This is a genomic window from Blastococcus sp. SYSU DS0552, assembly GCF_054050815.1.
On the sequence record NZ_JBJHAB010000002.1, the window covers coordinates 271,635 to 285,937 of the forward strand.

A 14,303-nucleotide genomic window follows, 5' to 3' on the forward strand; every position below is an offset into this window, starting at 1 on the left:
GGAGCATGTCGATGCCCCAGACCCGTACGGCCCGGAAGGCGGTCATCCCCGTCGCAGGAATGGGCACTCGCTTCCTGCCGGCCACCAAGGCCGTCCCCAAGGAGCTGCTGCCGGTCGTCGACCGGCCGGCCCTCCAGTACATCGTCGAGGAGGCGGCCCGGGCCGGCCTGCCCGAGGTGCTCATGGTCACCGGCCGCAACAAGGCCGCCATCGAGGACTTCTTCGACCGCACCCCCGAGCTCGAGGCCGCCCTGGAGAAGAAGGGCGACGCCGGGCGCCTCGCGGCCGTGCACGAGTCCACCGAGGTCGCGCAGGTGCACTTCGTCCGGCAGGGCGAGGCGCGCGGGCTCGGTCACGCGGTGCTCCAGGCGGCCGCCTTCGTCGGGGACGAGCCGTTCGCCGTGCTGCTGGGCGACGACCTGATCGACGCCCGCGACCACCTGCTCGAGCAGATGCTGGCCGTCCAGGCCGAGCACGGCGGCTCGGTGATCGCCCTGCTCGACGTCGGCCGGGAGAACATCGACAAGTACGGCGCCGTGGCGGTCGAGCCGACCGCTGACGGCGGCGACGTCGTCGCCGTCACCGGCCTGGTCGAGAAGCCGCCGGTCGACGAGGCCCCCAGCAGCCTGGCCATCATCGGGCGCTACGTGCTGGCGCCGGAGATCTTCGACGTGCTGCGCGAGACCCCGCCCGGCCGCGGCGGCGAGATCCAGCTGACCGATGCGCTGGCCACCCTCGTCGAGCGCGGCGCACCCGTCCACGGCGTGGTCTTCGGCGGCCGGCGGTACGACACCGGTGACAAGCTCGACTACCTCAAGGCGGTCATCCGGCTGGCCGTCGAGCGGGACGACCTCGGCCCGTCGCTGCGCGGCTGGCTGCGCGACTTCGTCACGGAGCTGCCCGCCGAGGGCGCGTCGTCGTCCTGACCGGCGCCCACGAGGGCACGATCGGACCCGCGGCCCCGCGCCGGACCCGTCCGGGTCCGGCGCTGCCGCACGGGCCGGTGTCGGCAGACGGCACGGCGGGACGACGGTGGTGGGGATGTCCGGGCAGAGCGACGACGACAGCAACGGGGGCGGGGAGTTCCGGGGCCACCGGGACACCGCCCAGGTCGACATGCCCATGGCCCCACCCCGGCGGACCGGTCCGGTCGTAGCCCCGGTCGACCAGGTGCCGGCGCAGCGCGCCCTCACCGGCCCGGTGCCGCTGCCGGCCGACGGCCGCTCGGACGTCTCCCCGCACGTGCGCACCGTCGAGCGGCACCTCGACGAAATCCTCGCCGCGGTGCCGCAGCCGGACCCGATCGAGCTGGCCGTCCTCGACGCCCAGGGGCTGCTCTGCGCCGAGGACGTGGTCAGCCAGCGGGCGCTGCCGGCCTTCGACCAGGCCGCGCTCGACGGCTACGCGGCCCGCGCGGAGGACGTCGCCGGGGCCACGGTGGCGCAGCCGGTCGAGCTGCCCGTCGTGGGGGAGAGCGTGGCCGGTGCCAGCGCGCCGTCGTCGATCGGCCCCGGGCTGGCCATGCGGGTCGCCGCGGGCGCGATGCTCCCGACCGGTGCCGACGTCGTCGTCCCGGCGGTGTGGACCGACAACGGTGCGGCGCGGGTCGCCGTCCAGGCCGCGCCGCCGGTGGGCAGCTACGTGCGCCGCACCGGCGACGACGTCGACCCGGGGGATCCGGCCGTGCACGTCGGCACCCCGATCGGGCCGGCGCAGATCAGCCTGCTGGCCGCCGTCGGGCGGGACCGCGTCCTCGTGCGGCCCCGGCCGCGCGTGGCGGTGCTCAGTGCCGGCCCGGAGCTGGTGGACATCACCTCCCCTCTCACCCCGGGTCAGGTGGTCGACGTCAACAGCTACGCCCTGGCGGCCGCCGCCCGGGACGCCGGCGCCGACGCCTACCGCTGGGGCATCCTCCCCGGGGAGCAGCGGCGCCTGGCCGAGGTGCTCGAGAGCCAGCTGCTGCGCAGCGACCTGGTGCTGATCGCCGGCACCTTCGCCGGTGGCGGGTTCGACATGGTGCAGGAGGCGCTGGCCGGCCTGGGCGAGATGCGCTTCCGCCAGGTGGCGATGCACCCCGGTCCCGCGCAGGGCTTCGGCCGGCTGGGGCGCGACCAGGTGCCGGTCATCTGCGTGCCGGGGGAGCCGGTCGCCGCCCTGGTCTCCTTCGAGGTCTTCGTGCGCCCCGCCATCCGCCTGATGCTGGGCAAGCGGCAGCTGTTCCGGCGCACGGTGCAGGCGATCTCCGGGCAGCAGCTGCTCTCCCCGCTCGGGTACCGCCAGTACCTGCACGGCACGGTGATGCGCCACCCCGACGGCGGCTACGTCGTCGAGCCGGTGGGCGAGGCCACCGACGCCCTGCTGGCGCGGATGGCCCGGGCGAACTGCCTCATCGTCATCGACGAGGACGTCACCGAGGTGGCCGCCGGCGGGCTGGTCACGGTCATGCCGCTGCTGCTCGGCGGCTGACCCGAGCCCGCCGTGACCGATCCGCTGCTGCACCCGGGCTGGCCCGCCCGGCTCGCCTGGGGACCGGTGGAGCTGCACCCACCGCGCCGCGGGGACGCGGCGGAGTGGAGCCGGGTGCGGCTGGCCAACGAGGAGTGGCTGCGCCCCTGGGAGCCGACCGCCGCCGTCTCGTGGCGGGCCCGGCACACACCGGGGGCGTACCGGGCGATGCGGCGGGTGATGGCCCGACGGGCTCGGCTGGGCACCGCGCTGCCGTTCGTGGTCCGGGTCGAGGGTCGGCTGGCCGGGCAGGTGACCGTGGACAACATCGTGCGCGGGGCGCTGCGGGCCGGGTACCTCGGCTACTGGATCGACCGCTCGGTGGCCGGTCGCGGGGTCGCCTCGCTGGCCGTGGCCCTGGTGTGCGACCACGCGTTCGGTCCGGCCGGGCTGCACCGGCTCCAGGCCGACATCCGGCCGGAGAACCTGCCCAGCCGGCGGCTGGTGGAGCGGCTCGGCTTCCAGCAGGAGGGGCTGCTGCGCCGCTACCTCGACATCGACGGCGACTGGCGGGACCACCTGGGCTACGCGCTGCTCGCCGAGGATCTCCCGCGGGGAGTGCTCGACCGCTGGCAGCGGTCGGGGCCGGGTCGACCCGTCGACTGATCGACTCGCGGCATAGCACGGGTGGTCGCCGTCGCGGGGCCGTGCGCGGCGGACACGCCGTCTCCCGTCACACCGGTCCCACAACACATCAGCGACACGCCCGCGCGCCTCCCGGTTCCCGGTGCCGTCCCTGCTTAGCCTCGCCTGGCGAGTGACTGATGTGACAGGTGGTGTCGTATGGGATCGGGTGTGCTTCTGGCAGCTCTGGTCGTGCTGTGGTTCGTCGTGCTGGTGCCCATGGTGGTGACCCGCGGCGACGCGCAGGAGGGCCGGGGCGAGCCTGCTGACTCGGGGCGGACCCTGCAGCGGCGTCGCGCGGCCGACGCCGTGCGGCACGCGGCGACCGAGCGGGTGTCGATCGACCGCGAGGTCCTGCGCACCACCGGCGAGCTCAAGGTGGACGTGCACGCGGTGCGCCGCCGGGTGCTGGGCGGCCTGGTGCTGCTCACCCTCGCGTCGCTGGCCGGCGCCCTGCTGGTCACGCCGTGGCTGTGGATCCTGCAGGCGGTCGCCACCGCCGCGACCGTCGGGTACGTGCTGGTGCTGCGCAAGGTGGCCCGGCGCGAGCGGCTCGCCGCGCGTCGCGCCGCCCGGGCGGCGGCGCGCCAGACCCTCCGCGCACCGGCGCGCCCGGCGCGCCCGGCCGCCCGGCCTGCTCCGGCGCCGGTCCAGCGCACGTCGCCGGAGGTGCACGAGACGGTCGCCCAGGAGGCGCTGCCGGCCCTGTCGCACCCCAGCATCCCGCTGGCCCCGGTGCACGCCCTGCGGCCTGGTCGCGTGGTGGCCGCGCGGACGCCGGCGCCCATGGGATGGCAGAACAGCGCCGTCGTCGGGCTGGACGACGACGACATCGGTTTCGCCGACATCGACGAGTACCGCCCGGCCCGGGCGGCCAACGGCTGAGAGACACCCCCTGCCCCCCACCGCGCGCACGCTCGCGGTGGGACCGTGCAGGGGGCCGGCCCCGCCCCGGTGGCGGGGCCGGGCGAAGCGGGCGGTAGTCTTTCCCGCGCAAGGGGCTGTGGCGCAGACCGGTAGCGCACCTCGTTCGCATCGAGGGGGTCAGGGGTTCAAATCCCCTCAGCTCCACCGGACGACGGACCGGCGCCGTCGGGGGTTCTTCCCCCGGCGGCGCCGTCGTCGTTGCGTCGGAGGGTCGATCGGCCGCTCCCGACCGCTAGGCTGCCCCGCGACACGGGGCCACGGCGTCCCCACGGGAGGCGGTTCCATGGTTCGGTCACCGGTCGGGGCCTCACCCGCCCCGCGGCGCGCGCGGGGGCGGGCCAGTGACAGCGCCGCCACCCGGCAGCTGATCATCGACGTCGCCGCCCGCGAGTTCGGCGAGCGCGGCTACGCTGCCACCTCGCTGAGCGACATCGTCGCCGGCACCGGCATGACCAAGGGGGCGCTCTACTGGCACTTCGAGTCCAAGGAGAGCGTGGCGGTCGCGGTCGTCCACCAGATGTTCGAGACGTGGCCGGTCATGCTGCGCGGCGTCCTGGACTCCCACGACGACGCGCTCGACGCCCTCGTCGCGGTCACGTACGTGGCCGGCCGCCAGTTCGCGACCGATCCGGTCACCCGCGCCTCCAAGCGGCTGATGGCCGAGCTGCCGCCGGAGGCGCTGGCGAAGCTGCCCCAGCCCTACGTCGGCTGGCAGCACGCGCTCACCCAGCTGATCACCCAGGGCCAGGAGCGGGGGCAGATCAGCCACCGGGCCGACCCGGTGGGCACCGCCCAGGTCATCGTCGCCAGCTTCTTCGGGATGCAGCAGGTCTCCCAGGAGCTGAGCGCTCGACGCGACCTGGAGTCGCGGCTCGACTCCTTCTGGGCGCTGATCCTCCCGCAGCTGCGCCCCGAGCCCCTCGCCTGAGCTAGCCGCCGAGGAACACCCGCCCCCGGGCGACGACGTCGTCGTCCTGCCCCAGCTGCACGGGCACGCCGTCCGATCGCCCGCTGCCGGCGTCCGTGCGCACCCAGGTCGGCCGGTCGAGCTCGGCGAACCGGTCGAAGGCGAGGTCCAGGCCGGCCAGCCGGGTGGCGGCTCCGGGCAGATCGGGTCGGTCCGTGACCGCGGCCAGCGCCGCGCCGACGAGGAGCATCCCCGGCAGGTGGTCGACCGGGTGGTCGAAGTAGGTCGGGTCGGTGAGGTCGACGGCGACCCGGGAGCGGTGGGCGCGGCCGTCGCCCTCGGCGGCGTCCCGCGGCCTGGGCACCAGCGTCCCGCCGCCGGCGCCGCGGTCCCGGCCGAGGGCCCGCAGCCGCGCGTAGACAGCCGGCGGCAGCCACGAGTAGTCGGCGTCGGCGGTCGCCCAGAGCTGCGCCCCGTGCCAGATCTCGGCCCGCAGCGACGCGCGGGACGGACGGCCCGCCCGCAGCCGGACGGTGGGCTGGACGGCGGTCACCGTCCCGGCCGGGGCGGCTCCCCGGAGCTCGGCGAGCGGCGCGGCGAGCCGGGTGCTGATGCGGTGGAACACGAACTGCTCGCCCAGCGGGACGTCCAGCCGGCGGTGGGCCAGGCACAGCCCGGCCTGGCGGATCGTCTCGACGACCAGCAGCAGGTGGCCCACGGTCCCGGCCCGCCGGTCGTACCGGCCGTGCGCCGCCGGCCAGTGCGCCGCCACGGCGGTCCGGTCCCCCGCGAGGTTCGCCAGCTCGGTCGCCAGCACCTCGTCCGGCGCGGTCTTGTGCACCAGCGCCTGCTCGACGGGCACCCAGGTCGGGGAACCGGCGCCGGGCGGCGCCACGGCGGGATCGTGCAGGGCGGGTCGTGCGGATGGCGGCGTCATGGGGTTCTCCGGTTCGGGAGCTGCGGCCGGGCTCGGCGCGTCGCGTCGAGTGTCGGCCAGAACCCGGCCGCACGGGGCGTTCCGGTACGCACCGGACCGGTGGGGCGGGCGCACCGGGCGCGGGCGGGGCCGCTCAGTACCAGGAGGGGAACCACATCCGCTGCACCCACTCGCTGTGCGAGAGCGGCTGCCCGGTCAGCACCGGCCAGAAGAACGCGAAGGTGGCCACGACGATCGCGATGTACCCGCAGGCGGTGGCCAGGCCCACCCGCCGACGCCACTCGTCGGCGCCCGGCCGGCCCACGACGTCCTGGAGCAGCAGGGCGACCGCGAGGACGAAGAACGGCAGCGCGGGGGCCGCGTAGAAGAGGAACATCGTGCGCTCGAGGTTCACGAACCAGGTCAGCCAGCCCGCCGCGATCCCGACGGCGACGGTGAGGGCGGCCGGGTCCCGCCGGGCGACGATCCGCCAGAGCAGCCACAGCGTCGCCGGGGCGAAGAGGAACCACAGCGTCGGCGTCCCGAGCATCAGGATGTACCGGATGACCTGATCGCCCTCGGCGTCGACGAGGCCCTGGGGGTTCCACAGCAGGATCGGCCGGCCGGTGACCAGCCACGACCAGGGCCCGGACTCCCACGGGTGCGGGCTGGACAGGCCGTTGTGGAAGCGCAGCCACTCGGCGTGCTCGTGCCACAGCGAGCGCAGGGCGTCCGGCACCCACGGGAACGCGGTGTCCGGGTGCTGCTGCGCCCAGGCCCTGCCCTGCGAGGTCTCGCCGAGGAACCAGCCGGTGAAGCTGGCCAGGTAGGTGAGCACCGGGACGGCGGCCAGCGCCCACAGCGCGCCGGGCAACCCCCGGCGCGCCGCCGTCCGCGTGGGCCGGGGCGCCCCCGCCTCCCGCCACGCCGCGCGGTCCCAGAACAGCGACAGGACGGCGAAGAAGGCCAGGAACCAGACCCCGCTCCACTTGACCGCGCAGGCGCAGCCGAACAGGACACCGGCCGCGATCCGCCACCCGCGCGGGCCCAGCCGGAAGCCGGTGGCGCCGACCGGCGCGGCCGCACGCACCCGGGCGCGGACCACGTCCCGGTCGACGACCAGGCAGGAGACGGCGGCCAGCACGAACAGCTGCAGGAAGATGTCGAGCAGCCCGATCCGCGAGAGCGTGAACTGGAGGCCGTCGACGAGCAGCAGCACCCCGGCGAACAGGCCGACGACGGTCGAGCCGGTGAGCCGCCGGGCCAGCCGGAACAGGATGACGACGGCGATCGAGCCGGCCACCGCGGACGGGAAGCGCCAGCCGAACGAGTTGTAGCCGAAGGCCTGCTCGCCCAGCGCGATCAGCCACTTGCCCAGCGGTGGGTGGACGATGTAGGAGTAGCCGCGGTTGTACTCGAAGCCCCAGGTGAGCAGCTCCCGCGCCTGGGGTGGGTAGTACGCCTCGTCGAAGACCAGCGCCCGGGGGTAGCCGATGCCCCAGAGCCGCAGGGTCAGCGCCAGCGCGCCGAGGACGGCGGCGATCGTCCAGGCCGTCCACCGGTCGTCCGGCAGCGGGGGGACGACGTCGCGGCGGCGCGCGGGGGACGGCGGGCGGCGCACCCGGGGGGTGGCCGGCTGCGGGGGCGCCTGCGGGTCCGACTCCGCCCGCCCGGGCGCCAGCACCGCCATGCGGTCAGGGTAGGTGGCGCAGCCACCGGTCCGGTCGTGACAGGCTCGACGGGTGAGCGGACGGCTGGTGCTGGGTGGGGCGCCCCTGGGGCAGCCCGGTGACGTCGGCCCGCGCCTGCGGGCGGCGATGGCCACGGCCGACGTGCTGGCGTGCGAGGACACCCGCCGGCTGCACCGCCTGGCCGCCGACCTCGAGGTCACGCTCACCGGCCGGGTGGTCACCTTCCACGAGTCGGTGGAGCGCGCGCGGCTGCCCGGCCTGCTGGACGCGCTGGCCTCCGGCGCGACGGTGCTGCTGCTCACCGACGCCGGGATGCCGTCGGTCTCCGACCCCGGGTACACGCTCGTGCGGGCGGCGATCGACGCCGGGATCCCCGTCACCTCGGTGCCCGGGCCCTCGGCGGTGACGACCGCGCTGGCGGTCTCCGGGCTGCCGGTGGACCGGTTCTGCTTCGAGGGCTTCCTGCCGCGCAAGGCGGGGGAGCGGCGCTCGACGTTCACCGCGCTGGCCGACGAGCGCCGCACGATGGTGTTCTTCGAGTCGCCGCACCGGCTGGCCGACGCGCTGGCCGACGCCGCCGCTGTCCTCGGCGAGGACCGGCCGGCCGCGGTCTGCCGCGAGCTGACCAAGACGTACGAGGAGGTGCGGCGCGGTGGGCTCGGCGAGCTCGCCGGCTGGGCGGCCGAGGGGGTGCGCGGGGAGATCACGCTCGTGATCGCGGGTGCGCCGCAGCGGGCGGTGGAGCTGACCGGGCCGGAGCTCGCCGCCGCCGTCGCCGCCGAGGAGGCCGCGGGCGCGACCCGCAAGGACGCCATCCGGGCGGTCATGGAGCGCACCGGCCTGCCCAAGCGCACCGTCTTCGACGCCGTGGTCGCCGCCAAGGCCACCTGACCGCAGCCGCTGTGCGCTGACCGGGGTCTCCCAGCGGCGACAGGCACCGAGAAGCGCACATCGGCGGCGCCTGTGGACAGGCCCGACCCGCAGGTCGCCGCATCCGGCACGGTTCGGCGGTGCCCCGGCCCCCGATGCAGCCCCGACCTCTCCGCGGCGGCCCCTTCCGGGGCAGTGCTGCGGTGGCGCAAGGCCTGCTGACACCGGACCAGCTCCGCAGCAGCGCCTGGCGCCGGCTCTTCCGCGATGTCTACGTCCACCGCGACGTCGTGGTCGACCACGAGCTGCGCGTCCTGGCCGCCGCGACGCTCGTGCGTCCGGACGCCGTCGTGACCGGCTGCAGTGCGGCCGTCCTCTGGGGCGTGGCTCTCGCCGGGCCCGATGACGACGTGGAGCTGACCGCCTCCCCGTCGAACCGGCCGGTTCGGGTCGCCGGGATCCGGGTCCGCCGGGCGACGTTGGCGGGGGAGGACGTGCGCTGGCGGCTCGGCGCGCGGGTCACGAGTCCCGAGGCGACCGCCGTCCGGGTGGCGGCCGCCCTGCCGGGGGACGACGCCGTCATCGCGCTCGACCGCCTGGCTGCGGCACGGGTGATCGACCTGGCCGAGGTGGGGCGGCGGGCAGCGGTCGCACGCGGCCCGGGAGCGGCGCAGGCCCGACGCGCGTGCGCGCTGGCCGACGGGCTCGCCGAGTCACCCCAGGAGACCCGCCTGCGACTGCTCGTCGTCCGCGGCGGGCTGCCCGTGCCGGTCGCCCAGTACGAAGTCCGTCATCGAGGGAGCTTCGTAGCGCGAGTCGACTTCGCGTGGCCCGAGTTGATGGTGGCTCTCGAGTACGACGGGGCGTGGCACGGCGAGCCCGGTCAGTTCGCCCGGGACCGCCGACGACTCAACCGGCTCCAGGAGGCGGGTTGGCGCGTCGTCTTCGTGACTGCCGCGGACCTGCACCGACCGGCCGAGCTCCTCGCTCGCTTGGCCGCGGCTGTGCAGTTCCCGGGCGTACCGCGCCGCCGGTGACCCCGACGAGTGCACACTCCGTGGCGCGGGGAGGCGGCTACAGCCAGCCGTTGCGCTTGAAGCCGCGGTACAGCAGCGTGATGATCGTCGCGATCAGCAGCAGCACGGCCGGGTAGGCCCACGGCCAGCGCAGCTCCGGCATGTAGTCGAAGTTCATGCCGTAGATGCCGGCGATCGCGGTGGGGACGGCGATGATGCCCGCGTAGGCGGAGATCTTCCGCATGTCCTCGTTGTCGGCCATGGTCGTCCGCGCGAGCGATGCCTGCAGGATCGACGTGAGCAGTTCGTCGAGGCCACCGACCTGGTCCCGCACCCGGAGGGCGTGGTCGAGCACGTCGCGGAAGTAGGAGCGCATCGCCGCGGGAACGACGTCGACCGGCCGCTCGGCGAGCTTCTGCAGCGGGACCTCCAGGGGGGAGACCGCCCGTCGCAGTGACACCAGCTCCCGCTTGAGCTGGTACAGCCGGCCGATGTCGTCGGTGCGCTCGGGGCTGAAGACCGACGCCTCCAGCTCCTCGACGTCCTCCTCGACCGCGGCCGCCACCTCCACGAACGTGTCGACGACGAGGTCGGCGACCGCGTACAGCACCGCCGACGGCCCCAGGCACAGCAGTTCCCGCTGCTCCTCGAGCCGCTGCCGCAGGTGCGCGAGGCCGCCGTGCTCCCCGTGCCGCACCGTGATCACGTACCGCGGGCCGAGGAAGACCATCACCTCGCCGGTGTCGACGACCTCGCTGGTGGCGGTGAGCTCCTCGTGCTCCACGTACGTCGCGGTCTTGAGCACCATGAACAGGGCGTCGTCGTAGGGCTCCAGCTTCGGGCGCTGGTGGGCGTACACGGCGTCCTCGACCGCGAGCGGGTGCAGGTCGTACCGCTCGGCGATCGCTCCCAGCTCCTCCTCGCTCGGTGCGTAGAGGCCGAGCCATACGAAGCCGCCGCGCTCCTCGGCCATCCGCAGCGCGGCGTCGGGGGCCACGGCCTCCTGCCGCCGGCCGTCCACGTAGACGGCGCAGTCGACGACCGCGCCGTCGGCCGGGCGGCGGGTGGGCCGACCGTGCGGGAGGCCGGCCGGCTGGGGACGCAGGGTCGGCGGGGTTGCCGCTGTCGCGCCGACGACCGGCCCCCGGGGGGCGGCCGGGTGCTGGTCCCGGGTGCTCATCGCGGGTGCCGCCTTCCTCGCGGGTCGTCGTCCGGGAGTAGGAGCGTAGGCGCGCACGGGGTACCCGGCCCACGCGGCCCGTCCTGCGCGCGGCCCGGCGACCTCGGTCCCACCCGAAAGGGGGAGCCGGCCCGGGCGGTGCTCCAGCCACCTCCGCGATCGACCGTCCAGTCGGGGGACACCCCCGACCGGTCAGGGAGAGATTTTCTCGTGGCGAGCACCGTCCTCGACGTCCGCACCGCCGCTCGGGCGCCGCAGCTCGACGCGACGCGGCCCGCGCCGGATGCCGCAACGCGGCGGTTCCCGGTCCCGGTGCTCGCGGCGGGGGTGCTCGCCGTCCTCGAGGCCGTCGGCCTGCTCGCGGTCGGCCTGACCCGGGCCGATGCCGTGCTCGCCACCCCGGTGCGCCCGGCCGGCTGGGTCGTGGCCGGCGCCCTGTTCGTGCTGGCCGGGTGGATCGTGCTCACCGCCGGTGCCGGGGCGGCGCTGATCGAGGGGTCCGACCGGAAGCTGCTCGTCGTCACCTCGGTGGTCGAGCTCGCCGCGGTGTCGGTGCTGGGCGGCATGGCGGTCCTGCTGCCGCTGCCGACCGCGCTGACCGGGGGGCTGCCGCTGCCGCTGCTGTTCGCGGCCGCCTTCGCGCTACCGATCGGGAAACTGCTGCTCGTGGACGCGCCCACCGCCCGGGCCTGGGTGCTGCGGGGGCCGCGGGTCCGCGTGCGCCGTCCCGATCCGGTGACCGTCCACCGGTCGCTGTGCGCGCTCACCCTCGGGTGCATCGCCCTCGTGCTGGGCGGCCTCGCGGTCCTCCAGCCGGCCGACGTCGAGCCGGCGGGACCCGCGGCGAGCGTCGTCTCGCAGCCCTGACCCGGCGTCGGCCGCCCGCCCGGGCGACCGGCGGCGAGCGCGCCGCCTAGGCTCACCGGCGTGAGTGATCGGCACATCCTGACCGCCGTCGCGTGGCCCTACGCCAACGGCCCGCGGCACATCGGCCACGTCTCCGGCTTCGGCGTCCCCTCCGACGTCTTCAGCCGCTACCACCGGATGGCCGGTGACCGGGTGCTGATGGTGAGCGGCACCGACGAGCACGGCACCCCGATCACGGTCGCCGCCGACGCCGAGGGGATCACGCCCCGGCAGATCGCCGACCGGAACAACCGGATCATCGTGGGCGACCTGCAGTCGCTGGGGTTGAGCTACGACCTGTTCACCCGGACGACGACGGCCAACCACGCGCAGATCAGCCAGGAGATCTTCCTCGGCCTGCTGAAGAACGGCTACGTCTTCCCGAAGACGACGCTCGGCGCGATCAGCCCCTCGACCGGCCGCACCCTGCCCGACCGCTACATCGAGGGCACCTGCCCGATCTGCGGGTACGACGGCGCGCGCGGCGACCAGTGCGACAACTGCGGCAACCAGCTCGACCCGGTCGAGCTGATCAATCCGGTCAGCAAGATCAACGGCGAGACGCCGAAGTTCGTCGAGGAGGAGCACTACTTCCTCGACCTGCCCGCCTTCACCCGGGCGCTCGGCGACTGGCTCGCCACCCGGAAGAGCTGGCGGCCCAACGTCCTCAACTTCAGCGTCAACCTGCTGGAGGACCTCAAGCCGCGCAGCTACACCCGCGACATCGACTGGGGCGTCCCGGTGCCGCTGGACGGTTGGCGCGATCGCAACGACAAGCGCATCTACGTCTGGTTCGACGCCGTCGTCGGCTACCTGTCGGCGTCGATCGAGTGGGCCCGCCGCTCCGGGGACCCGGACGCCTGGCGCCAGTGGTGGCAGACGCCGGATGCGTCCGCCTACTACTTCATGGGCAAGGACAACATCGTCTTCCACTCCGAGATCTGGCCCGCCCAGCTGCTCGGCTACAACGGCGAGGGCGACAAGGGCGGGACGCCGGGCTCGCTCGGCCGGCTCAACCTGCCCACCGAGGTGGTCTCCAGCGAGTTCCTCACCATGGAGGGGCGCAAGTTCTCGTCCTCCCGCAACGTGGTCATCTACGTGCGGGACTTCCTGGCCCGGTACGACGCCGACGCGCTGCGCTACTTCATCGCCGTGGCCGGGCCGGAGAACCAGGACACCGACTTCACCTGGGCGGAGTTCCTGCGCCGCAACAACGACGAGCTCGTCGCCGGCTGGGGCAACCTGGTCAACCGCACGGTCTCGATGTCGGCCAAGAACGTGGGCGCGATCCCGACCGCGGGAGAGCTCACCGACGCCGACCGCGCGCTGCTGGCCACGACGGCGGGGGCGTTCGCGCCGGTCGGTGAGCTGCTCTCCAGGAATCGGCAGAAGGCCGCGATCGGCGAGGCGATGCGGGTGGTCGCCGAGGCGAACAAGTACCTGTCGGACCAGGCGCCGTGGAAGCTCAAGGAGGACCCGGCCCGCCGGGACACCGTCCTGCACACCGCGCTGCAGGCGATCAAGGACTGCAACGCCCTGCTGACCCCGTTCCTCCCGCACTCCGCGCAGAAGGTGCACGAGCTGCTCGGCGGCACGGGGGTGTGGTCGCCCGCCCCGCGGATCGAGGAGGTCACCGACCTCGACGACGGCTCGCCGTACCCCATCATCACCGGGGACTACGACGAGGGGCAGGCCGGCTGGGGCTCCACCCCGCTCCCGCCGTCGGGCACCCCGCTGGCCCCGCCGACGCCGATCTTCAAGAAGCTCGACGACTCCGTCGTCGCCGAGGAGCTGGCCCGGCTGGAGGAGAAGGCGCAGTGAGCCGGTCGGCCTCCGCCCGCGCCAACAAGCGGGGCGAGGCGCCGCCGTCCCCGGAGCCGCTGCCGGCGCCGGCGCTGGACAGCCACACCCACCTGGACATCGTCCTGGGGGAGCGGCCGGCCGACGGTGAGCACGGCGAGTGGGCGTCCGACGCCGCCGTCGACGCGGAGATCGCCGCGGCGGAGGCGGTCGGGATCCCCCGGCTGGTGCAGGTCGGTGTCGACGTCGCGTCGTCCCGGTGGTCGGCCGAGCTGGCGGCCCGGCACCCCAACGTGCTCGCCGCCGTCGCGCTGCACCCGAACGAGGCCGGCGCGGGGAAGGCGGACGACGACGCGCTCGCCGAGATCGACCGCCTGGCGGCGCTGCCGCGCGTGCGGGCGGTGGGGGAGACGGGGCTGGACCGCTTCCGCACCGGTCCCGACGGGTGGGCCGCCCAGGAGGCGTCGTTCCGGGCGCACATCCGCATCGCCAAGGAGCACGGCGTCGCGCTGGTCATCCACGACCGGGACGCGCACGAGGAGATCCTCCGGGTCGTCGACGACGAGGGCGCGCCCGAGCACGTCGTCATGCACTGCTTCTCCGGTGACGCGGCGTTCGCGCGGGCGTGCGTGGCGCGCGGGTACGTGCTCTCCTTCGCCGGCACGCTGACCTTCGCCAACGCCGGCTACCTGCGCGAGGCCGCGGCCCTGACCCCGGTCGGCCAGCTGCTGGTGGAGACCGACTCCCCGTTCCTGACCCCGGTGCCGTTCCGGGGTCGCCCCAACGCCTCCCGGCTGGTGCCGCACACGGTCCGCGCACTCGCCGAGGTGACCGGGACCGACCTGACGGAGCTCTGCCACGCCCTCACCGCCACCGCCGAGCGCGTCTTCGGCAGCTGGTAGAAGGCCACCCTCCCCCCGCGCCTCGCTCCGCTCGGTGCGGGTCCCCGAAGGGTGGCCGT

General features: G+C 74.9%; 13 protein-coding genes and 1 tRNA gene. 11 read left to right on the top strand and 3 right to left on the bottom strand.

Features of this window, described 5'->3' with window-relative positions:
• Nucleotides 1-5 precede the first annotated feature (5 nt).
• The 6 genes from galU (at nt 6) to ACI8AG_RS03535 (ending at nt 4,984) form a co-directional block, all read left to right on the top strand.
• A complete protein-coding gene (gene galU / locus ACI8AG_RS03510) occupies nt 6-926 on the top strand; it encodes a UTP--glucose-1-phosphate uridylyltransferase GalU (RefSeq protein WP_456590875.1) in 921 nt (306 codons plus the stop codon).
• Between the two features lie 115 nt (nt 927-1,041).
• A complete protein-coding gene (gene glp, locus ACI8AG_RS03515) occupies nt 1,042-2,466 on the top strand; it encodes a molybdotransferase-like divisome protein Glp (RefSeq protein WP_456590874.1) in 1,425 nt (474 codons plus the stop codon).
• 12 nt (nt 2,467-2,478) lie between these two features.
• A complete protein-coding gene (locus tag ACI8AG_RS03520; RefSeq protein ID WP_456595934.1) occupies nt 2,479-3,111 on the top strand; it encodes a GNAT family N-acetyltransferase in 633 nt (210 codons plus the stop codon).
• Nucleotides 3,112-3,300: 189 nt separating this feature from the next.
• On the top strand, nt 3,301-4,014 hold the full coding sequence (locus tag ACI8AG_RS03525) for a hypothetical protein (protein ID WP_456590872.1): 714 nt from the start codon (nt 3,301-3,303) through the stop codon (nt 4,012-4,014).
• A gap of 112 nt (nt 4,015-4,126) precedes the next feature.
• Nucleotides 4,127-4,200, top strand: a tRNA-Ala gene (locus ACI8AG_RS03530).
• A gap of 139 nt (nt 4,201-4,339) precedes the next feature.
• Complete coding sequence (locus ACI8AG_RS03535; RefSeq protein ID WP_456590871.1) at nt 4,340-4,984, top strand: ScbR family autoregulator-binding transcription factor; 645 nt, start codon at nt 4,340-4,342, stop codon at nt 4,982-4,984.
• A gap of 1 nt (nt 4,985) precedes the next feature.
• Here the strand turns inward: ACI8AG_RS03535 and ACI8AG_RS03540 are convergent, their stop codons facing one another.
• Complete coding sequence (locus ACI8AG_RS03540; protein WP_456595935.1) at nt 4,986-5,858, bottom strand: AfsA-related hotdog domain-containing protein; 873 nt, start codon at nt 5,856-5,858, stop codon at nt 4,986-4,988.
• A 175-nt stretch (nt 5,859-6,033) separates the two neighbouring features.
• Complete coding sequence (locus ACI8AG_RS03545; protein ID WP_456595936.1) at nt 6,034-7,569, bottom strand: dolichyl-phosphate-mannose--protein mannosyltransferase; 1,536 nt, start codon at nt 7,567-7,569, stop codon at nt 6,034-6,036.
• Nucleotides 7,570-7,621: 52 nt separating this feature from the next.
• Between ACI8AG_RS03545 and rsmI the strand changes: the two genes are divergently transcribed.
• Both rsmI and ACI8AG_RS03555 read left to right on the top strand, forming a co-directional pair.
• Nucleotides 7,622-8,461, top strand: a complete 840-nt coding sequence (gene rsmI / locus ACI8AG_RS03550) for a 16S rRNA (cytidine(1402)-2'-O)-methyltransferase (RefSeq protein WP_456590868.1) — start codon at nt 7,622-7,624, stop codon at nt 8,459-8,461.
• 182 nt (nt 8,462-8,643) lie between these two features.
• Complete coding sequence (locus ACI8AG_RS03555; RefSeq protein ID WP_456595937.1) at nt 8,644-9,477, top strand: endonuclease domain-containing protein; 834 nt, start codon at nt 8,644-8,646, stop codon at nt 9,475-9,477.
• 37 nt (nt 9,478-9,514) lie between these two features.
• Here the strand turns inward: ACI8AG_RS03555 and corA are convergent, their stop codons facing one another.
• Entirely contained in the window at nt 9,515-10,636 is a 1,122-nt protein-coding gene (corA, locus tag ACI8AG_RS03560) for a magnesium/cobalt transporter CorA (RefSeq protein WP_456595938.1), read from the bottom strand.
• A 210-nt stretch (nt 10,637-10,846) separates the two neighbouring features.
• Between corA and ACI8AG_RS03565 the strand changes: the two genes are divergently transcribed.
• From ACI8AG_RS03565 to ACI8AG_RS03575, 3 genes are read left to right on the top strand one after another with little or no spacing between them, the layout of a single operon-like run.
• Complete coding sequence (locus ACI8AG_RS03565; protein ID WP_456595939.1) at nt 10,847-11,503, top strand: hypothetical protein; 657 nt, start codon at nt 10,847-10,849, stop codon at nt 11,501-11,503.
• A gap of 60 nt (nt 11,504-11,563) precedes the next feature.
• Nucleotides 11,564-13,363 (top strand): methionine--tRNA ligase, encoded by a 1,800-nt coding sequence (gene metG / locus ACI8AG_RS03570; RefSeq protein ID WP_456595940.1) that lies wholly within the window; start codon nt 11,564-11,566, stop codon nt 13,361-13,363.
• Nucleotides 13,360-14,244, top strand: a complete 885-nt coding sequence (locus tag ACI8AG_RS03575; RefSeq protein WP_456595941.1) for a TatD family hydrolase — start codon at nt 13,360-13,362, stop codon at nt 14,242-14,244. The genes metG and ACI8AG_RS03575 overlap by 4 nt, the downstream gene beginning before the upstream one ends.
• Nucleotides 14,245-14,303: the final 59 nt, after the last annotated feature.

What these genes read in the sequence shown, in the direction of transcription:
- galU (WP_456590875.1), top strand. Translation starts at nt 6, where the DNA reads ATGTCGATGCCCCAGACCCGTACGGCCCGGAAGGCGGTCATCCCCGTC.
- ACI8AG_RS03535 (WP_456590871.1), top strand. Translation starts at nt 4,340, where the DNA reads ATGGTTCGGTCACCGGTCGGGGCCTCACCCGCCCCGCGGCGCGCGCGG.
- glp (WP_456590874.1), top strand. Translation starts at nt 1,042, where the DNA reads ATGTCCGGGCAGAGCGACGACGACAGCAACGGGGGCGGGGAGTTCCGG.
- corA (WP_456595938.1), bottom strand. Translation starts at nt 10,636, where the DNA reads ATGAGCACCCGGGACCAGCACCCGGCCGCCCCCCGGGGGCCGGTCGTC.
- ACI8AG_RS03545 (WP_456595936.1), bottom strand. Translation starts at nt 7,569, where the DNA reads ATGGCGGTGCTGGCGCCCGGGCGGGCGGAGTCGGACCCGCAGGCGCCC.